At 70.3% G+C, this 19,167-nt stretch carries 17 protein-coding genes; 4 read left to right on the forward strand and 13 right to left on the reverse strand.

Going from position 1 to position 19,167, the window contains the following annotated elements:
- Positions 1-9: 9 nt before the first annotated feature.
- Complete coding sequence (locus ACTWOL_RS31480) at positions 10-1,008, forward strand: LysR substrate-binding domain-containing protein (protein ID WP_474301298.1); 999 nt, start codon at positions 10-12, stop codon at positions 1,006-1,008.
- Here ACTWOL_RS31480 and ACTWOL_RS31485 read toward each other — a convergent pair.
- The 5 genes from ACTWOL_RS31485 to ACTWOL_RS31505 all read right to left on the reverse strand — a co-directional run bounded on the left by ACTWOL_RS31485 (position 993) and on the right by ACTWOL_RS31505 (position 5,457).
- On the reverse strand, positions 993-1,985 hold the full coding sequence (locus tag ACTWOL_RS31485) for an amidohydrolase family protein (RefSeq protein WP_474300241.1): 993 nt from the start codon (positions 1,983-1,985) through the stop codon (positions 993-995). The two genes, ACTWOL_RS31480 and ACTWOL_RS31485, sit on opposite strands and share 16 nt — an antisense overlap.
- 3 nt (positions 1,986-1,988) lie before the next feature.
- The gene (locus tag ACTWOL_RS31490) at positions 1,989-2,510 is read right to left on the reverse strand and encodes a 3-hydroxyanthranilate 3,4-dioxygenase (protein WP_474300243.1); all 522 of its coding nucleotides are present in this window, start codon (positions 2,508-2,510) and stop codon (positions 1,989-1,991) included.
- Positions 2,507-2,980: a RidA family protein gene (locus ACTWOL_RS31495; RefSeq protein WP_474301299.1), complete on the reverse strand. Its 474-nt coding sequence runs from the start codon at positions 2,978-2,980 to the stop codon at positions 2,507-2,509. The genes ACTWOL_RS31490 and ACTWOL_RS31495 overlap by 4 nt, the downstream gene beginning before the upstream one ends.
- 74 nt (positions 2,981-3,054) lie before the next feature.
- Positions 3,055-3,816, reverse strand: coding sequence for a 2-keto-4-pentenoate hydratase (locus tag ACTWOL_RS31500; protein WP_474301300.1), 762 nt, complete (start codon positions 3,814-3,816; stop codon positions 3,055-3,057).
- A gap of 168 nt (positions 3,817-3,984) precedes the next feature.
- A complete protein-coding gene (locus ACTWOL_RS31505; RefSeq protein ID WP_474300244.1) occupies positions 3,985-5,457 on the reverse strand; it encodes a 2-hydroxymuconic semialdehyde dehydrogenase in 1,473 nt (490 codons plus the stop codon).
- Between the two features lie 232 nt (positions 5,458-5,689).
- Here ACTWOL_RS31505 and ACTWOL_RS31510 point away from each other — a divergent pair, with 232 nt between their 5' ends.
- A complete protein-coding gene (locus ACTWOL_RS31510; RefSeq protein ID WP_474300245.1) occupies positions 5,690-7,021 on the forward strand; it encodes an MFS transporter in 1,332 nt (443 codons plus the stop codon).
- 195 nt (positions 7,022-7,216) lie between these two features.
- The gene (locus tag ACTWOL_RS31515; protein ID WP_474300246.1) at positions 7,217-7,504 is read left to right on the forward strand and encodes a metal-sensitive transcriptional regulator; all 288 of its coding nucleotides are present in this window, start codon (positions 7,217-7,219) and stop codon (positions 7,502-7,504) included.
- 36 nt (positions 7,505-7,540) lie between these two features.
- Here the strand turns inward: ACTWOL_RS31515 and ACTWOL_RS31520 are convergent, their stop codons facing one another.
- The 4 genes from ACTWOL_RS31520 to ACTWOL_RS31535 all read right to left on the reverse strand — a co-directional run bounded on the left by ACTWOL_RS31520 (position 7,541) and on the right by ACTWOL_RS31535 (position 11,313).
- Positions 7,541-8,290, reverse strand: a complete 750-nt coding sequence (locus ACTWOL_RS31520) for a sulfite exporter TauE/SafE family protein (protein ID WP_474300248.1) — start codon at positions 8,288-8,290, stop codon at positions 7,541-7,543.
- A complete protein-coding gene (locus ACTWOL_RS31525) occupies positions 8,287-8,652 on the reverse strand; it encodes a rhodanese-like domain-containing protein (protein WP_474300249.1) in 366 nt (121 codons plus the stop codon). The genes ACTWOL_RS31520 and ACTWOL_RS31525 overlap by 4 nt, the downstream gene beginning before the upstream one ends.
- Positions 8,653-8,764: 112 nt before the next feature.
- Positions 8,765-10,138 (reverse strand): MBL fold metallo-hydrolase, encoded by a 1,374-nt coding sequence (locus ACTWOL_RS31530; protein ID WP_474300250.1) that lies wholly within the window; start codon positions 10,136-10,138, stop codon positions 8,765-8,767.
- A gap of 488 nt (positions 10,139-10,626) precedes the next feature.
- Positions 10,627-11,313 carry a hemerythrin domain-containing protein gene (locus tag ACTWOL_RS31535; RefSeq protein ID WP_474300251.1) on the reverse strand — a complete coding sequence of 229 codons (687 nt, stop codon included), beginning with the start codon at positions 11,311-11,313 and terminating at the stop codon, positions 10,627-10,629.
- Between the two features lie 323 nt (positions 11,314-11,636).
- Between ACTWOL_RS31535 and ACTWOL_RS31540 the strand changes: the two genes are divergently transcribed.
- Entirely contained in the window at positions 11,637-13,016 is a 1,380-nt protein-coding gene (locus ACTWOL_RS31540) for an aminotransferase class V-fold PLP-dependent enzyme (protein WP_474300252.1), read from the forward strand.
- A 137-nt stretch (positions 13,017-13,153) separates the two neighbouring features.
- Here the strand turns inward: ACTWOL_RS31540 and ACTWOL_RS31545 are convergent, their stop codons facing one another.
- The 4 genes from ACTWOL_RS31545 to ACTWOL_RS31560 form a co-directional block, all read right to left on the reverse strand.
- The gene (locus ACTWOL_RS31545; protein WP_474300253.1) at positions 13,154-14,707 is read right to left on the reverse strand and encodes an ATP-binding cassette domain-containing protein; all 1,554 of its coding nucleotides are present in this window, start codon (positions 14,705-14,707) and stop codon (positions 13,154-13,156) included.
- Between the two features lie 199 nt (positions 14,708-14,906).
- Entirely contained in the window at positions 14,907-16,790 is a 1,884-nt protein-coding gene (locus ACTWOL_RS31550; protein ID WP_474300254.1) for a propionyl-CoA synthetase, read from the reverse strand.
- 152 nt (positions 16,791-16,942) lie between these two features.
- Positions 16,943-17,617, reverse strand: a complete 675-nt coding sequence (locus ACTWOL_RS31555) for a hypothetical protein (protein ID WP_474300255.1) — start codon at positions 17,615-17,617, stop codon at positions 16,943-16,945.
- Positions 17,618-17,748: 131 nt separating this feature from the next.
- Complete coding sequence (locus tag ACTWOL_RS31560) at positions 17,749-18,753, reverse strand: phosphatase domain-containing putative toxin (protein ID WP_474300256.1); 1,005 nt, start codon at positions 18,751-18,753, stop codon at positions 17,749-17,751.
- Positions 18,754-19,167 lie beyond the last annotated feature (414 nt).

A 19,167-nucleotide genomic window follows, 5' to 3' on the forward strand; every position in this document is an offset into this window, starting at 1 on the left:
GGCGTGGAGATGCCCCGCCTGTTCGACGGCCGGCTCAAGGTGCGCCATCTGCTGCTGGTGGACGCCCTCTCGCGGCAGGGAACGGTCGTCAGTGCCGCCGCCGAACTGCACGTGACCCAGCCCGCCGCTACCCGCAGCCTGCACGAGGTGGAGGACATCCTCGGTGTCGAGCTGTACGAGCGCGGCCCGCGCGGGGTCACCCCCACGGTCTTCGGCGAGGCGTTCACCCAGCACGCGCGGGCGGTGCTGGCGCAGCTCATCCAGGCCGGGCGCCATGTGGTGGAGCTGGCCGATGCGGATCGCGGGACCGCCGTGGTCGGCACCCATCTCGCCGGGTCGAACATCCTGCTGCCCCGGGCCATCGCCGCCCTGAAGCGCGACCACCCCTATCTCACCGTGATCGTGCGTGAGTCCTCTCCCGAGGAGCTGCTCCTGGAGCTGGAGGCGGGACGCATCGACCTGGTGGTGGGCCGGCTGACCGCCCCGTCCGGAGACGGTTTGATACGGCGTCCGCTCTACGAGGAGTCGGTCGAAGTGACGGTACGGTCCGGCCACCCGCTGGTCGGTGAGGCCGGGATCCGGCTCGCCGACCTGGTGGAGTACCCATGGATCCTGCCCGGGCAGCAGACCGCGCTCCGGCGGGAGGTGGAGGGGCTGTTCGCCCGGTACGGGCTCGGTCTGCCGGAGAACCGGGTGGAGACCACCTCTTTCTTGACGGTACGTCAACTCCTCTTGGAGACCGATGTCGTGGCCGTACTGCCGTCCCTCCTGGTGCGTGACGACAGCAGGCTGGCCCAGTTGCCGGTCCCGCTGGAGGCCGTTGGGCACAGCGTGGGGGTGACCGCGTCGGCGACCCGCACGCTGAGCCCCTCGGCGCGGGCATTGATCCGGAGTCTGGAGAAGGCCGCAGCCGAGATGTCCGGCGCGGGCCGCGCGCCGGAGGAGGATTACGCCGCACCGGGCGGGGCGGGCGGGAGCGGGCCGGATGGACATCAGAGCCCCAGGTAGCGCTCGGCGTTGCCGCGCTCGATCTTGCGCCGGGTCCGCTCGCTGAGGAAGCCGCTCTTGCCCACCACCGCTCCCACCGGGCGCTCGCCCAGCGGGTACGGGTAGTCGCTGCCGACCATCACCCGGTCCTCTCCGACCGTGTCCACCAGCAGCCGCAGTGCCCGGTCGTCGAAGACCACCGAGTCGACGTAGAAACGGCCCAGGTAGTGCGAGGGCGGATGCTGCGACGTGCCCACCACGTCGTTCCGCCCGTACCAGGCGTTCTCCGTGCGGCCCAGCCAGAAGGCGAAGGAGCCGCCGCCGTGCGCGAAGCAGATCCGCAGCCGTTCGTCGACGTGGTCGAAGACCCCGCCCAGCACCATCGCCAGGATCGACAGATGGGTCTCGGCGGGCATCGCGGTCAGCCACCGTGCCATCCACCGCTCCAGCCGGGGTGAGCTGTCCATGTCCCACGGGTGCACGAAGACCGGCACATCCAGCGCGGCGCAGTGCTGGAGGAAGGTGACCACTCCGGCGCTGTCCAGGTCCTGGTCGCCGACGTGGTTGCCGATCTCGACACCACGGTGCCCGTTCGCCAGGCACCGCTCCAGTTCGCGACAGGCGGCGTCCGGGTCCTGCAGCGGCACCTGACAGAACGGCAGGAGCCGGTCGGGGGCCGGGGCGACGATCTCCAGCGCCAGGTCGTTGAATACCCGTGCGATCTTCGCCGCCTCGGTGCCGCTGCGCCCGTAGGAGAAGAACGCCGGGGTGGGGGAGACCACCTGGGTGGTCACCCCGTCGGCGTCCATGTCGCGCAGCCGCAGCTCGGCGTCCCAGCAGTTCGCCCGAATGCGGCGGAACTCCTTCGACCCCATCATGATCACGGCGTCGGCCTCGGACTCGATCCGCAGCCACGGAGCTTCGGGCCCGCCCACCCCGGAGAGGTCCGGCCAGCCCCGCGGAACACAGTGGGTGTGCACGTCGATCAGATCCCCCACCGCTCAGCCCTTCCCGGGATGCAGGGCGCCGCAGGCGGGGCAGGTGCGGGCCGCCTCGTCGGCGTAGAACCCCTCGAAGACCGGTGGCAGGTCGGCCACGATGTCCCGGACCTGCAGCTCCACCTCGTGCACCGGAGCGGAGCAGACGGTGCAGTACCAGAGGAACTTCTCCAGCGTGCCCTCCTCCCGGACCCGCTCGATGACCAGGCCCACGGATTCCGGGTCGGGCCGCTGCGGGGAGTGCGGGACGTCGCCCGGCAGCAGCCAGCACGAGCCCTCCGGGATGTGTACGGTGCGCGGGCCGTCCCCGGTCATCACGTTCACGTGCATATCGCCCTTGACCTGGTAGAACCACTCTTCGTACGGGTCGACATGGAAGTCGGTGCGCTGGTTCGGGCCGCCGACGATCTGCACGATGAAGTCGGTGCCGAGCGCCATCGTCCGGTTGTTGACCGGGGGCTTGAGCAGATGGGCGTGCTCGTTGATCCAGCCCTGGAAATCGATCACCTCGGGGAGGTCGGTCATGAGGACTCCTCTGTCGAACGGGTGGCGGGACCGGCGATCCCGGCGGTCTCCCGGCCGTCATACGGCACATGGGCCACGGCCTGGATCTCGATGAGCAGATGGGGGTGGGGCAGTTGGTGGACGGCGACGGTGGTCCGGGTGGGGCCGCTCTCGTCGAAGTACCGGCCGTACACCTCGTTGTAGCCGCCGAAGTCGTTCATGGAGACCAGATAGCTGGTGACCTGCACCAGTTGGGACAGGTCGGCCCCCACGTCGGCGAGGATGTCGCGGATGTTCTCGATGACCGCCCGGGTCTGCTCCCGGATGTCGAGGTCGGTGGTGCCCATCGCGTCGGCGCGGACTCCCGCGAACGTGTTGTCGGGGCGCCGCGAGCTGGTGCCGGAAACATAGACGAAGTCGCCGGCCCGCCGCAGGTGCGGGAAGCGGCCGCGGGGAGTGGCCTTCCCGGGGACGACGCGTGCCTGGTCCATGCGTGCCTGGTCCATGCGTGCCCGGTCCATGCGTGCTTCGTCCACCGGTGCCTGGTTCACGCCTGCCTGGTCCATCACACCCCCCGTACCGTGACGCTGCCGAGACCCATCACATCGGCACGGGCGGTGCCGGTCGCCAGCGGCGCCGCGGCGGTGGCCGCGCCGGCGAGGACCACGTCCCCGGCGCGCAGCGCTATCTGCCGACGCCGGCAGATGCTCTGCAGCGCGCGCAACGCCCGTGCAGGGTCGCCGAGTATCGCCGATGTGGAGCCGGTGGCATTCTGCGCGCCACTGGTCAGCAGGACCTCCCGGTCGCGCAGGTCCTTCGGCGGAATCCAAGGACCGAGGACGTACCCGGCAGCCGAGGTATTGTCGGCGATCACGTCCTCGTAGGTGAAGCGGAAGTCGCGGTAGCGGGAGTCGATGATCTCCAGCGCGGGAGCCATCGCGTCGACCGCCGCCACGAGCGAGGCCGACGGATCCGCAGGGTCCACGTCGCGGCCGAGCCGGTAGGCGACTTCGGGTTCCACCTTCGGATGGATCAGCCCGGCGAGAGCGAGCTCCCCGCCGTCGGCCACCCGCATGGCGTCGGTCAGCCGGCCGACGATGACCTCGCTCACGCCCATCTGCGCCATCTTGGCCTTGCTGGTGAAGCCCAGCTTGACGCCGGTGAGCCGCTCACCGCGCGCGAGGCGCCGGGCGACCAGTGCCCGCTGTACGGCGTACGCGTCGTCCACGTCCAAGGGATGACGCTCGGCGAGGCTCTCCGTGGGGGTGCGGGTGGTCTGCGCGGCGTCCAGCCGGTCGGCCAGCGCCGCGGTCGTCTCCTCGGTGATCACCGGGTACCTCCCCGGAGCAGGCTGGGGGACGGCCCGGTCCCGCCGGGCCCCTGTGCTGCCCTCATGTCCACAATCACTCCTTCTCGCGCCGCGCCCGCGCCGGGCGGCGGCCGGTCTTCGTCGGGGCGGATGCACCCGGTGCGGCGCCGGGCCCGTACCGGGGGATCACAGCTGGACGCACACATTGGTGGGCTCGGTGTAGAAGTGCAGTGACGAGGCGCCGCCCTCTCGGCCCAGGCCGGAAAGCCCCATCCCGCCGAACGGCGATCGCAGGTCCCGCAGGAACCAGGTGTTGACCCATGCCATGCCGACCTCCATCGCCTGGGCCACCCGGTGGCCGCGCCGCAGGTCCCGCGTCCACACCGAAGCGGCCAGGCCGTACTCGGTGTCGTTGGCGAGTGCCACGGCCTCCTCCTCGCTGTCGAACGGGATCAACGCGGCGACCGGCCCGAACACCTCCTCGCGAACCGGCCGTGCGGTGTTGTCCAGCCCGGTCCAGAGCGTCGGCTCGAACCAGGAGCCGCCGTCCAGCTCGTCGCCGAGGTCCGGGATGCCGCCGCCGATGAGGACATTGGCGCCCGCCTGCTCGGCCAGTGCGGCATAGCCGCGCACCTTCTCCCGGTGGGCCCGCGATATCAGCGGGCCGGTGGTGGTCGCCCCGTCGGACGGGCGCCCCAGCCGCAGTGCGCGGGCCCGTTCCACCAGCCCGTCGGCGATGCTGTCGAACACCGCCCGCTGGACGTACACGCGCTCGGTGCACAGGCACACCTGCCCGGTGTTGGCGAACACCGAGCGGGTCAGCCCGTCGAGGGTCTCGTCGAGGTCGGCGTCTGCGAACACCAGCGCCGCGTTCTTGCCGCCCAGCTCGAAGGAGACCGGCCGCACCCGGGGCGCCACGGTGCGCATGACGTGCGCGCCCGTCGCCGAGGATCCGGTGAAGGTGACACCGTCGATGCCGGGATGCGTGGTGAGGTGTTCGCCCGCCGAGCGGGCACCGAAGCCGTGCACCACGTTGTAGGCGCCGGCGGGCAGGCCCGCGTCGGTCAGCACCTCGGCGAGCAGCGAGGCGGTACCCGGTGTCTCCTCGCTCGGCTTCACCACCACCGCATTGCCGCAGGCCAGCGCCGGAGCCACTTTCCAGGTGAGCAGCAGCAGCGGCAGGTTCCACGGGACGATGACCGCGACCACGCCGAGCGGTTTGCGCACCGCGTAGTTGAGGGCCCGCCGCCCGCCGGACACATCGGTCATGAACGACTCCTGGCCGGCGGCGGCGACCACGTCCGCGAAGGTGCGGAAGTTGGCGACGGCGCGGGCCACATCCAGCTCACGTACCTGGGTGACGGGCTTGCCGGTGTCCGCGATCTCGGCCGCGACGAACTCCTCGAAGCGCTCCTCGATCAGCGCGGCCGCCCGCCGCAGCACCTCCGTGCGCTCCCGCACGGGCACGGCAGCCCAGCCGGGCAACGCGCGCCGGGCAGCCGTCACCGCGCGGTCCACCAGCGGCGCTCCCGCTTCATGCACGCGGGCGTGGACGAGACCGGTGGCCGGGTCGATGGCGTCGAAGCCCTGGCGATCGTCGGGATCGACGAACTGCCCGTCGACGAAGTTGCGAATCCAGGGCGGGGTGGATGCCGTCATGACTCCCACCCTGGAACCCGCGACCATGCCTGACAAATGACCATCCTGAGGCCCGCTATACCGGTTTCCGCATGGGACGGCACCCGGCCGGACCCGCACCGGCCTCTCGGAAGCCGCTATAGCGAAACCGCTATGGCAGGCCGCTGCTTCGGTATTTGCGCGCCATGTCCGGCGCCATCAGGATCCAGCGATACGCAGCACGTATGCCGCCATCAGCGAGAGGGTCTCCTCCATGAGCAACGCAGCCCAGCCCAAAGGGGGCGTCGCCAGCAGAACGGCGATCGCCACCCTCGTCGGCACCACTCTGGAGTGGTACGACTTCTTCCTCTACGGAACCGCCGCCGCCCTCATCTTCAACCAGCAGTTCTTCCCCTCCCTCAGCCCCACCGCCGGCACCCTCGCCTCCTTCGCCACGCTCGCCGTCGGATTCGTCGCGAGGCCGCTCGGCGGGCTCGTCTTCGGACACTTCGGCGACCGGGTCGGCCGCCGGGCAACCCTCGTGGTCTCCCTGTTGCTGATGGGCCTGGGTTCCACCCTCATCGGGCTCGTCCCCAACTACCACAGCATCGGCCTGTGGGCTCCCGTCCTCCTCGTCGTCCTGCGCGTCGTACAGGGCATCGGGCTCGGCGGCGAGGGGGCCGGCGCCACCCTGATGTCGATGGAGCACGCCCCCGCCGGCCGGCGCAACCTCTACGCCGGCTTCCCGCAGATGGGCACCCCAGCCGGACTGGTCGTCGCCAACCTCGCCTTCCTCGGCACCAACGCCCTGGCCGGCAACGCCGCGTTCACCGCCTGGGCGTGGCGTGTCCCGTTCCTGCTCAGCGTCGTGCTGGTGGCGGCCGGCCTGGTGATACGGCTGCGGATCGAGGAGTCCCCCTCCTTCGACCAGGTGCGTGAGCAGGGTGAGGTGGCCCGCTTCCCCCTGGCCGCCGCCTTCCAGGTGGGGCTGCCCCGTCTGGCACTGACCCTGCTCGCGGTCATCGCGAACTCCGCCGTCGCCTACGTGTTCATGGTGTTCACGCTCTCCTACGGCTCCCAGCACGCCGGCTACGACAAGCAGTTCCTCGTCCTCGGTGTGAGCGGGGCGGCCGTGTTGTGGTTCGCCACCATCCCGGTGTGGACCGCCTTCGCCGACAGGCACGGACGACGCACCATGTTCCTCGGCGGGTCCGCTGCCATCCTGGTCTGGTGCGCGGCCTTCTTCCCCCTGCTCGACACCGGAAAGCCGGCACTCGCCCTGGTCGCACTCGCCGGAATGGGGCTGATCATCCCGGTGACACACTGCGTGCAGGGCGCCATCATCGCGGACACCTTCCCTGCGCGGGTCCGCTACTCCGGCTCGTCCCTGATCCTGCAAGCGGGAGCCACACTCGGCGGCGGACTCGCCCCGTTGATCTCCACCGCACTGCTCGGCTCCAAGGCCTCCTCCGTGGGCGTCACCTGGTACCTCGTGACCATCTGTTCGGTGAGCCTGGTCGGAGCGATAGCCCTGTTCCGCACGGTCCCCGAGTCACGACCGGACACCGCGACCGGCCGGCTCCCGGAACTCGCGGGAGAAGTGTGAGCGACGCCCCGTTGTGTGCGTCAGTCGTGCCGCTCCGGACAGGACCCTAGGCGACGGCCATCCGCTCACCGTCCGGAACCGCACATCCCGCCCGCGCTGCGGCGCCCGCCGCCGAGCGGGCGGCGCGGCGTCTGGTCGAGCGTTCCGGTCAATGAAGCGTATATTACCCCTGGGGGTATGTCGCGAGGAGCGTTGATGGAGCTTGATCTGGCGGGCGCCGAACTGAAGTCGGTCCTGAACAGGCTGCGCCGGGCACAGGGCCAGATCTCCGGGGTGATCCGGATGATCGAGGAGGGTCGGGATTGCGAGGAGGTCGTCATCCAGCTCGCCGCCGCGTCACGAGCGCTTGACCGGGCCGGCTTCGCGATCATCGCGACCGGGCTGCAGCAGTGCCTGAGCGAGATGGAGGACGGCCGCCGCTCCGCCGGGGACCGCGATGAGATGCGGGCCCGTCTGGAGAAGCTGTTCCTCTCCCTGGCCTGATCCCATTCGGTCCTCATCCCCGATCCCGTAGGGTCCTCATCCCCGTACGGCCGCGTCGGCGAGCATGAAGGCCGCCAACCCCGCCAGAACACACGCGAAGATCCTCTGCAGGGTTGCGCCGGAGAGTTTCGCAGCGAGCCTCTTGCCGTCCCAGGCCCCCAGAACGGCCGCTCCGGCGAAGGGCCCGACGAGCTCCCATCGCAGGTCGCCGCCGGTACCCGTGCGTGTGGTCAGTGCGGCGAGCGAGTTCACGAGGACGACCAGCAGGCCGGCGCCGACCGCCTGTTTCATACGCAGGCCAAGGATGCCGACCAGAGCGGGGACGGCGAGGAAGCCGCCGCCCACGCCGAGGAATCCGGTCATGGCACCGAGCCCGGCGCCCGTACCCGCCACTTTCAGGGGGCGCACCCGCTCGAGCGGTTCGGCGTCCGAGGGCCGCAGCATGCGCAACGCCGCGAAGGCGGCCATGACCGCGAAGGCCCCGGTGAGCACCCACTGTGGAAGGTGTCCGGCGGCGGCGCCGGAAAGGGCCGAGGGCACGATGCCCGCCGCGGCGAACAGCATGCCAGCCTTCCACGCCACATTCCCGTCGCGCGCGTGGGCGTACAGGGCGGTGGCCGAGGTGGCGGTGACGATGATCAGGCTCGCCGTGGTGGCCGCCGCGGGCGTGAAGCCGAGCAGGTAGACCAATGCCGGGACGGCGAGAACACTGCCGCCGCCTCCGACGGCCCCGAGCGCCAGGCCGACGACGGCACCAGCGGCCAGGGCGAGTACCAGTGCGCTCACGCTATCGAGCCGCTGTTCCCGCGTTCGTCCACGACCGGGTATCCCGCGTCGGCCCATGCGTTCATGCCGCCCCTGACATCCACCGCGTCGGCTCCCCGCCCGGTGAGGAGCTTCGCCGCCTGCTGGGAACGGCGCCCGCTACGGCAGATCACCACCAGTGGGTGGCCCTGCGCGATGCCCGGCAGCGCGCCGCCCGCGAGCAGTCCTGTCAGCGGGGCGTGGACCGCGCCAGGAGCGTGGCCGGCCTTCCATTCCGGACTCTCCCTGACGTCCAGCAACACCGCTTCGGGCGCTTCGCCGCCGGTGCGGGCCCGGGCCTCGTCGACCGACAGGCGCCTTTCGTCCTTCCGGAACAGGAACATCGTGTTCTTCACCTTTCTCCAAGGGGCGTGGCGAGTCTCGGGAAGAGACGGCGGCAGGACCGAGCCGGGCTGTGCTCAGCCCGGCAGACGGCGCAGCCTCGGTGCCGAGCACTCAGGCGGTTGCCGCCCAGGCTCCGTATCCGCCCACGAGGTCGCGGACGTCCTGGAACCCGTGGTGCCTCAGCACACTCGCGGCCACCGAGGACCGCTGCCCGCCCGCGCAGTGCAGTACGACGGGACGGTCGGTCCCGAACTCACCGCGCCGGGAGGTGAGTTCACCGAAAGGAATGTGCAGGGCCCCGTCGATCTGTCCGGTCGCGCTCCGTTCGCCGCGGGAGCGCACGTCGATGATGAGCGGTGGGTTCTCTCCGCGCAGGGCGTGTCGCAGTTGGGCCGCGCTCAGGCGGCCTGCGGGGGTGACCTCGTCGCCGAGAGCGGCGAGTGCGCTGACCGGGCATCGTAGGTATCCGCCGACCCGGTCGAAGCCGACACGAGCCAGCCGGGTCACCATCTCTGCCTCCCGGCTCTGCGGTGCGACGACGAGGAGTTCGTCCGCCGGCGAGAGCACGGAGCCTGCCTGCTCGGCGAAGCGACCGTCGGCGGGCACATTGATCGAGCCGCGGACGTGCCCGGCGGCGAACTCCTCGGGGTCGCGGGCGTCGACGACGACCGCGCCCGCCGTACGGCGGGCGCGGAACTCCTCGACCGTCAGGGGCCGCGGGGACGCGGCCGGGTCGTGCAGGGCGCGACGGCGCCGGTTGAGGTCCGCGTCGTGGGCGAAGTACGCGGGTGCGACCGACTGGCCGACCGTTATGGAGGCCACGAACGCCTCGCGGCTCATCGGCGAGCAGGCATGGTTGGTGGCCCGTTGCTCCCCGATGGTCGACTGATTCTCGGACGAGAGGTTCCTGCCGCATGCGGAACCGGCACCGTGGGCGGGGAACACCCGCACCTCGTCGGGCAGTTTCATGAGCTTGTGCTGCACGCTGTCGTGCAGCATCGCGCCGAGTTCCTCGGCGGTCACACCCGACGAGGCGAGCAGGTCCGGGCGCCCCACGTCTCCGATCAGCAGGGCATCGCCGGTGAGCACGCCGTAGGGCACCTCGTCCCCGGCCCGCTCACGGACCAGGACGCTGAGGGACTCGGGTGTGTGCCCGGGGGTTTCCATGATCTCCAGCGTGACGTCACCGAGAGCGATCGTCTCCCCCTCCTGCAGATGACGCACCGGGTACTCGGTCTCGGCGCGGCGTCCGTAGCCGATCCAGGCTCCGGTGCGGGCCGCCAGCTCCAGGTGCCCGGCGACGAAGTCCGCATGGAAGTGGGTGTTGATCACGCCGACGACGGTGAAACCGCGGGCCCCGGCATCGGCCAGGTACTCGGTGACGTCGCGGCGGGGGTCCACGACGACGGCCTGCCCCGTGGTCTCGTCGGCGATCATGTACGACGCCTGGGACAGGCAGTCGAGGTAGTACTGGGCGAAGAACACCGAAACACCTCCGGACCACATCGCGGACCGCTCGCCGCCGGGTTCGCACACGGACCCGCCGTACCCGGCCATGCGAGCAATCGGCCGAGGCACCCTGCGTCGGCCGGGACGGTGTCACCGGCCGATCGACGCGCGAAATACCTGGGGGGGTATATGACAGGCACTGTAATGCCCTTCGCAAGTAGGCGTCAAATACCCCCCCAGGTATTCACCCGGACCCCGGGTCGGGGGTTGAGGGCCGGGCCCTGGTGCTACCTCGCAGTCCGGGCGGACTGCACCGACTGCCCGAGACGGGCGGGCCGGATGTGCGAGCTCTCCGCCGCGGCCGAGCGGTGACTCGAAGCCGTACCCACTTCCGTGAGACAACTCCTGTGTTCGCGACCGGATCCGAACGGACCGCGTACTCGATGTCGCGGGTACGACGCCTCATGGACAACCGGCTGTCCGGCTACGGTGCGCCGACGCGGACCCTCGGTTGCCGTGCGGCGTTACTTCCCGAGCCGGGGCGGGGTGGCCGTGCCGTACACCCGCTTGGCATGCGAGGCGTAGAGGCGGGGGCCCAGGACCGGCATGACGAGCCGGGGCACGAGCGGGGCGTTCGTGAGGACCTCCTTGATCACGTCGCTGTCTCCCTCGTACATGACCATGCCGAAGCCGATGGCGAGGGTCTTCTTGGGGATGGACGCGAAGGCGTGTTCGCCGAACAGTGCCCATTCCGCCGCCGTCATGTGCCTCTCGGCCAAGGGCAGGATCTCCCTCTCCTCCAGAGCCATGTGCTCGATCAGCCTCTCGGCCAGCACATCGGCGGCGGAGGCGAGTTCCCCGCCGCCTTGCGCGGTGGCACGCCAGGCCGGCAGGAGTGACGTCATGGTCGTGAGCGCCTCGTGAACACCTTCGTGCTGCTGCTCCATGATCGGCACGATGGCCGCGCTCTGCTCACCGCCGCGCGCGAGCAGAAGCGGCCAGATCGTCGCGTCCTCGCCCTCGTGGTGGGCGTCCAGGATCGTGCAGATCTTGTCGGTGTGGTCCGCGAGGATCGCGGACCGTTCGGTGTCGCCAGGCCTGACGTCACGGATGAGCTGGGGAAGAAGGCGGAATTCGCGACGGAACATGCGATGGGCCATGTGCATGTCGCGCACGTCGGCCATGGGTTCGCGGGGTGTGGTCTGTGTCACGGGTACCTCGACTGGCTGATGATCTCGCGATCGTTCGGATCTGATGGCGAAACGGTTGAACGTAGGCAACCGCTGGATGGTTCAGTCCCGTGGTGGCTCACACCGGACCGGCGACGGCGCTCCGGCCCGGAATACCGGTGCACTTCGTCACCAACTCGACCAGGACCACTTCGGGTGGCGTACCGTCGGGTCTCGGCACCTGAACGTGCGGACAAGCTGGCATGAGCCACCCATACCAAGCATCATCGACGAGTGAGGCATGTCTCAGTTTCGACGTCGAAGTCAACGGGCCGCGCCAGCGCGGGCCTATGCGGGGTGTGAACATGTTCGAAACACTGCCCCTTGCCGGGCTCCGCAGCACCGAGTACGCCTATCTCGACGAGAAGCACCACATCTATCTCGACCACACCGGCTCCGGGCTGCCTGCCAGAAGCCAGCTGATGGGACATGCAAGGCGGTTGACGACCGATGCCTATGGCAATCCCCACTCCCTCAATCCCACGTCCACCGCTTCCGGGGACCTCGTCGAGCGGGCTCGTGCCGCCGTGCTGCGGCACTTCAACGCCGATCCCACCGAGTACGCGGTCGTGTTCACACCGAACGCCACGGGCGCACTGCGTCTGGTCGGTGAGGCATATCCCTTCACCCGGCTGAGCCGTCTTGTGCTCCTGACGGACAATCACAACTCGGTCAACGGGCTGCGGCAGTTCGCACGGGCACGCGGCACGCGCACCACGTACGTCCCGTTGGACCTGCCGGAGTTGCGTACTTCCGAAAGTGCCGTGCGCGACGCCCTTTCCGGACGGCGACGCGGCCTGTTCGTGTACCCGGCGCAGAGCAACTTCAGCGGGGTCCGGCATCCGCTGAGCTGGGTGGACCTTGCCCAGGAGGCAGGTTACGACGTCCTGCTCGACGCGGCGGCGTACGTCCCCACCGGGCGCCTGGATCTCTCCGCCGTACACCCGGACTTCGTGGCTGTCAGCTGGTACAAGGTCTTCGGATACCCCACCGGTATCGGGTCGTTGATCGTACGGCGCGAGGCCATGGCCCGGCTGCGGCGGCCCTGGTTCTCGGGCGGCACCATCCACGTCGTCAGCGCCCAGGCGCAGTGGCACCGTATGGCCGACGACGAATCGGCCTTCGAGGACGGCACACTGAACTTCCTGCACATACCCGATGTCGAAGCAGGTCTGGACTTCATCGGCTCGGTCGGCATCGAGGCCGTACAGGACCACGTCGGCTCCCTGACCCGGATGCTGATCGAGGGAATGCGCGCGCTGACGCACCGTTCGGGCGCGCCGATGGTCCGGCTCTACGGGCCAGCGGACACGGCCATGCGTGGGGGCACGGTCTCGCTCAACCTCCTGGACGCGCAGGGCGCGGTCATCGACGAGCGGATCGTCAGCCGGGACAGCGCGGCGCGCGGCATCTCGCTGCGTACCGGCTGCTTCTGCAATCCGGGTGCGGGCGAGGCCGCATTCGGCATCGGCATGCCGGATCTGCGGCGCGCGGCACGGGGGACGACGGGGACGATCGACGACTATCTGGGACGGCTCGACCTTCCCTCGGGCGGTGCGGTACGGGTCTCGCTCGGCCTGTCCTCGAACCGCGCCGACGTCGAGGCATTCCTGCGCTTCGTCGAGGACACCTACGGTGACCGGGCACCACTCTCGGCGGGCCTCCCACCCCGGTTGCACTGCTGAGGCCGCCGGGGTGCGGTTCACCCGCCGGTGTGCTGCCGCCCCATGCAACGCAGGGGCGGGGGCGGCAGCACACCGGCGGGTGTGTTCGGTACCGCGCGTGATCATTGCGCGTTGTCGTACGTCCTGGCACTCGTCCGCTACGGCGAGCGGCGGCACCTTCGGGCCAGCACGATCCAGGTCGCGGCGAGGAAGACCAGGGTGAAGCCCGCCAGGAGGGCGTTGCCCAGGACGACCGGGTGGCCGAAAGAGTCCCCGTACGAGGCGAGCAGCGGCGGGCCCAGCGGTGAACGCCCGTTGGTCCACAGCGACTCCAGGTCGGCACCGCTGCCCAGCGACTCGTACGCCCAGCGGTTCGTCATCGCATAACTGAGCATCCGGCCGGGCAGTGCCATCTGCGGCACGGGCACGAACGCCCCCGAGAACAGCACCTGGGGGAAACAGAGCAGCGGGAGCAGGAGCGTGGCCTGCGAGGGCTGGGAGACGCACGCAGAGGCGAGCAGGCCCAGCGCGAGCGCCCCGGCCGAAGCCACCACAGTGGTGGTGAACAGTGGTCCGTACACCTCCCAGCCGGCGTCGGGCAGCCGGTCGAGCGCGCGCAGTACGGCGAGCAGCAGGACATCCGCCGCGACGAGCACGGGCAGCAGCACGGTCAGTTTGGCCAGGACGTAGGGGCCGAGCCGGAGCACGGTGCGGCGTTCCCGGCGGACGACCGGCAGTTCGGCGCAGATCTGGAGCAGACCGTAGGCCAGCCCGAAGAAGAAGGCACCGAAGGCGATCCAGAAGAGGATCATCGCCGAGGACGAGGGCATCGGGGCCGCGGGGTCGAAGGCGCCGGGTTTGAAGAGCACCGCGAACATCGCCACGATCATCACCGGCGACCCGCCCAGCACGGCCAGCGACAGCCGGTCGCGCCGGAGGATGTCGGCGTTGCGGCGGGTGAGCAGCGCCCACTGACGCAGCGCGCCGAGCCGTCTCACACCCGCCCGGGGACCCGGCGTGGCGTCGGCGGTTCGTGGCAGGTGAGCCGCTGCGCCAGGACCGGTGGACACCGGCGCGTGCGCCGGGGCGTGACGGGCGCCGGACGCGACCTTCCCGTAGACCTCCTCCACTGTCGGTGCCTCGAAGGCCGCACACAACTCCTGCGGCGGTCCGTCGTACACCACGTCACCGCCCTGCCCGAGGAAGAGCACGCGGTCCGCGCGCAGCAGATCCGCAGGGGTGTGGGTGGTGAGGGCGACGGCGGTTCCGTCTGCGGCCAACTGCCTCAGCAGGGAAACGAGTTCGGCGCCGGTGGCCGGGTCCAGGCCGGACGTCGGCTCGTCGAGGAAGAGCACCTCCGGCCGGGTCAGCAGTTCCACGCCGATGCTGACCCGCTTGCGTTCACCCCCGCTGAGCGTGGCCACCGGCTGCCGCTCGTGCCCGCTCAGCCCGAGGACCGCGATCACCCGTGCCACCGCCTCGTCCACCGCGGCCGCACTCGTCCCGGCCGGCATCCGCAACCGCGCCGCGTACCGCAGGGTGCGGGCCACGGGCAGTTCGCGGTGGATGATGTCGTCCTGGGGGACGAACCCCATCACATCGCCCGCGAATCGCCCCGCGAGAGCCTCCAGCAGCGTCGTCTTTCCCGCTCCGCTGCCACCGGCGATGGCAGTCACCTCACCGGCACGCAGGAGCGCCGTTGGCGTCGTCATGAGCATGTGACCACCTTGCCCTGGTCGGGGCGGAGATGGTGCTCGGCGTCGGGACAGGCGTACTCGGTGGTGCGAAGCCCGATGAGGTCCGGGGTCTTGAAATCGGTCACACCCCCCATAGGGCGCGCCGCGGTGGCCCGTTGACGTGGACGGCGGAACTGTGAGGCGCCTCACTGCCGCGATACGCGGCGCGAGGGCCTCACCCGCTCTCGGGCCGCAGCACCGGTCGCAGGGCGTCCAGGACGGACGCGTCCTCGATCGTGGACGGCACGGGCTCGTCGCGGCCCTCGGCGATGGACCGCATCGACTTCCGGAGGATCTTCCCGGAGCGGGTCTTGGGCAGTCCGGCGACGATGTCGACCTCCTTGAAGGAGGCGACCGGACCGATCTCGGACCTGACCGCCGCCACGAGTTCGGCACGCAGCTGCTCCGGGTCGGTGTCGGCTCCGGCCTTGAGCACGACGAAGCCGCGGGGCACCTGACCCTTGAGCCGGTCCGCCACCCCGATCACGGCGCACTCGGCGACGGCCGGGTGGGAGGCGAGTACGGCTTCCATGGAACCCGTCGACAGCCGGTGGCCCGCGACGTTGATCACGTCGTCCATGCGCCCCATGACGAACAGATAGCCGTCCTCGTCGACGAAGCCGCCGTCCCCGCTGAGGTAGTAGCCGTCAAAGCGTGAGAGGTAGGAGTCCACATAGCGCTCGTCGTCGCCCCAGAGGGTCAGCAGTGTGCCGGGCGGCAGCGGCAGCTTGATGCAGATGGCGCCCTCGCCGCCGCGCGGCACCTCCGCGCCCGCCTCGTCGAGGATCCGGACGTCGTAGCCCGGAACGGGAACCGTGGGGGAGCCGGGCTTGATCGGCATCGGTTCCAGACCGCGGAGGTTGGCGGCCACCGGCCAGCCGGTCTCGGTCTGCCACCAGTGGTCGACGACCGGGACGCCGAGGGCGTCCGTGGCCCACTGGTAGGTCTCGGGATCGAGGCGCTCGCCCGCCAGGAAGAGCGTGCGGAAGCCGCTCAGATAGTGCCCGGCCATGAGCTCGGCCCGGGGGTCCACCTTCTTCACCGCGCGCAGTGCGGTGGGGGCGGTGAAAAGTGCCTTCACCCCGTGCTCGGAGATGACCCGCCAGAGCGCCGCGGCGTCCGGGGTGCCGACGGGCTTGCCCTCGTACAGGACCGTGGTCGCGCCCACCAGCAGGGGCGCGTAGACGATGTAGGAGTGGCCGACGACCCACCCGACGTCCGAGGCCGTCCACCACACGTCACCGGGACCGATGTCGTAGATCGCGGACATCGACCACGCCAGGGCGACGGCGTGGCCTCCGTTGTCACGCACAACTCCCTTGGGGCGGCCGGTCGTTCCGGAGGTGTAGAGGACGTAGAGCGGGTCGGTCGCGGCCACCGGCACGCAGTCGGCGGGCTCCGCGCCGGCCGTCAGCGCGTCCCAGTCCAGCTCGCCCTCGCCGAGTTCCACGGGCGCCTGCTCACGCTGGAGGACCACGACGGACTCGGGCCGGTGAGCGGACAGCCGCAGCGCCTCGTCGACGATCGGCTTGTACTCCACGATGCGTCCCGGCTCGATCCCGCACGACGCCGAGAGGACCACCTTGGGACGGGCGTCGTCGATGCGGGCGGCCAGCTCCTTGGGGGCGAATCCCCCGAAGACCACGGAGTGGACGGCGCCGAGCCGCGCGCACGCGAGCATCGCGACGACGGCCTGGGGCACCATGGGGAGGTAGATCACGACGCGGTCGCCCGCAACGACGCCCAGACCGCGCAGCGCGCCGGCGAACCGGGCCACCTCGTCCCGCAGTTCCGTGTACGTGAACGAACGACGCTCCCCGGTGTACGCCGAGTCGTAGATCAACGCGGTGCGGTCGCCGTGGCCCGCGGCGATATGCCGGTCGAGGGCGTTGTGGCAGGTGTTGAGCCGTCCGTCGGCGAACCAGCGGTAGAAGGGCGGCCGCGAGTCGTCCAGCGCCTGCGTGGGCGGCCGCTCCCAGTCGATCGCCTCCGCGGCCCGCAGCCAGAACTCCTCGGGGTCGCTGAGACTGCTGCGATGGGCATCCTCGTAGCGTGGCACGTCACACTCCTGATCACTCGGCTTGCCGATCAGTGTGGCCCGCGACGGCGGTCCGGGAACCGCAACGCGCACCACTTGATCCTTTTTCTCTCACGCTCACACGGTCGCGGGGCGCCCGGGGTTCACGCCGGTCCGGCCGGCGCGGTCGACGACTACCAGTCCAGTTCGGCGGTGGTCTTTGCCGGGCCGAGCACCTTCACATGGCCGTGATCGCCGTATACGGAGCGCCGCCAGTGGGCGAACACCTGGGCGGCGCGATCCGCGTCCTTCTGTTCCATCACCCCGTAGTCGACCCGGACCACGGAGACACTGCGCTCGCTGCTCCCGGGCGTGCGGGTGTAGACACTCGTCACGTGGGCGGCGATGGGGGCATCGGCTTTCGGGGCGTTTTTCGTGAGGTACTCGCGGAATTCACGGAGCATCGGAAACCAGCGGTGCGGGCCGGCCGCCGGCACGCCCCCCTCGTCGTCCGTGGTGTCGTCCACGGGAGGACCGGGGTCGTCCGTCGTCTCGTCCGGCAGTGTCTGGTCGTCGGTTGTCTCGTCCGGGAGGTTCTGGTCGTCGGAGGTGGTGTCCGGCAGTGTCTGGTCGTCGGTCGTTTCGTCCGGGAGGTTCTGGTCGTCGGAGGTGGTGTCCGCCAGTGTCTGGTCGTCGGTCGTTTCGTCCGGCAACGTCTGGTCGTCGGTCGTCCGGTCCGCCGCGGACGGTGCCCGCCCGGATGCGGCGGCCCCTCGCACCCCTGCCTTTTCCGTACCGCAGGAAACCAGCGGCAAGGACAGGCAGACGAGTGCCGCGGCGACGGATATGTGCCGAATCGTGATCTTCATATGTGTCCCCCCTTTTCGGGAGGTGAGAGGGGTCCACGCGGCTCGGGGTTCCGTGTCGCACGGCCGGATCAGGGGCGCGCACGGTCGGCGGGCTGCCGGCGGGCCGTGTCCGTACCGGGGCTTCGCACGCCCTACTTGGCGCCGGGCCGCCGGGGCGGCAGCATCACGAGCGGGTAGTCCTGCGTCGGATGCGGGTGGGCGCCCAGCCACTCGGTGAAGGAGCTGCGGAAACCGTCGTCGTTGTGGCGCGCGTAGTCGTAGAAGGACCGCAGGAAGCCGGCGTGCGACGGGTCGGCCGCGAGGTCCGTTCCCGCGCCTCCCAGCAGGTACTGACGCCGCAGGACGTCGGCGAGGGGAACCCGCCGGGCGTTCTCGAGCATGTCGTACATCGCCATGAAGGTGGTGGTGCGGCCATGGCCCTCCCTGCAGTGCATGTGCAACCAGCCGTCTGCGGGCAGAGCACGGGCAAGGGCGACGAACTCGTCCGCGGTCCGCGGAGTGGGCATATGGCGGTCCGGCACGGGGAGATAGCGGTACGAGAACCCGTAGGCAGCCACGGTCTGCTGCTCGGTCCTGACCGTACGGGGCCCGTCGGTGGGCGGCAGTGCGGCGGCCGCCGACTTCTTCGGCAGATAGGTGAAGGGAATGACGGGCCACTTCCGCAGTTCCTCGAGGCGGGTGGTCTGCAGCCGCTGCAACTGCCGTGTCGACATACCGATGTTGGCGTCGTCGTCCCTGCCGTACCAGCTCACCACCGCGCCGTCGACATAGAGATGCGTCTCCTGGCGCAGGTCCACATCGAAGAGCCGGCCCTCGGGGACGGCGGGGAGAGCCTGCCGCACCGCCTGCCAGCCGTCCTGCGAGGGGGAGGCGCTGCCGGACACCCGGAGTTCCGTGAGACCGGTGAGGCTGGGCCGGGGACCGGGTTCGTGGGACAGCGGGCTCGTGGCGGTGCGGAAGTGGCGGGGCAGACCGGGCGTGTCGAGGAAGTCGATGATGAGATCGCCGCCGCCCGCCACGGGGCTCGGCACGGCCGGGCTGCCGTGGTCGGCCTGCTTGACGCCGGAGCATCCGGTGCCGGACACGGCGAGCACACACAGAACGGCGGCCAGATGTCTCGCGGCTCGACGGTTCACCACATCAACACCTCCACTGCGGGGCCGGGGACGCCACCGGCAGCGGTGACGGCGTGGTCCGTCGCGCCGACCGTGCTGTACTCACTCTCACTCTCACCGGATGTGCGCACGTTGTGCACGCCCACCCGGTCAAGCGGGTGACTCCGGCGCCGGCCGACGACGGGATGGCAACGGATCGGCGGCCCTGCCAGGACGGTGGCAGAGCGCGCGCCCGTTCCATGCGCTCAGCCGGGGATCAGGCCTCCGACGGCGTCCAGCGCGAGCATCCACATGGGCTGCGCTCCGAAGATCGTCAGCGCGGACCTGCCGCGTACTCGAAGAACTGCCGCCGCTGCCGACGACCCCGGTCGACCACGCCCTGCTCCGGGTCATCGCCGAGCGGCGCGCCTGGGGCTGAATAGGGAAAAGCGAGAA

This window comes from Micromonospora sp. IBHARD003, from assembly GCF_056106285.1.

Bases quoted from the DNA above. Each gene is read 5' to 3' on its own strand.
- ACTWOL_RS31540 (WP_474300252.1), top strand. From the start codon at position 11,637: ATGTTCGAAACACTGCCCCTTGCCGGGCTCCGCAGCACCGAGTACGCC.
- ACTWOL_RS31555 (WP_474300255.1), bottom strand. From the start codon at position 17,617: ATGAAGATCACGATTCGGCACATATCCGTCGCCGCGGCACTCGTCTGC.
- ACTWOL_RS31545 (WP_474300253.1), bottom strand. From the start codon at position 14,707: ATGACGACGCCAACGGCGCTCCTGCGTGCCGGTGAGGTGACTGCCATC.
- ACTWOL_RS31505 (WP_474300244.1), bottom strand. From the start codon at position 5,457: ATGACGGCATCCACCCCGCCCTGGATTCGCAACTTCGTCGACGGGCAG.
- ACTWOL_RS31510 (WP_474300245.1), top strand. From the start codon at position 5,690: ATGAGCAACGCAGCCCAGCCCAAAGGGGGCGTCGCCAGCAGAACGGCG.
- ACTWOL_RS31515 (WP_474300246.1), top strand. From the start codon at position 7,217: ATGGAGCTTGATCTGGCGGGCGCCGAACTGAAGTCGGTCCTGAACAGG.
- ACTWOL_RS31480 (WP_474301298.1), top strand. From the start codon at position 10: ATGCCCCGCCTGTTCGACGGCCGGCTCAAGGTGCGCCATCTGCTGCTG.
- ACTWOL_RS31490 (WP_474300243.1), bottom strand. From the start codon at position 2,510: ATGACCGACCTCCCCGAGGTGATCGATTTCCAGGGCTGGATCAACGAG.
- ACTWOL_RS31495 (WP_474301299.1), bottom strand. From the start codon at position 2,980: ATGGACCAGGCACGCGTCGTCCCCGGGAAGGCCACTCCCCGCGGCCGC.
- ACTWOL_RS31525 (WP_474300249.1), bottom strand. From the start codon at position 8,652: ATGTTCCTGTTCCGGAAGGACGAAAGGCGCCTGTCGGTCGACGAGGCC.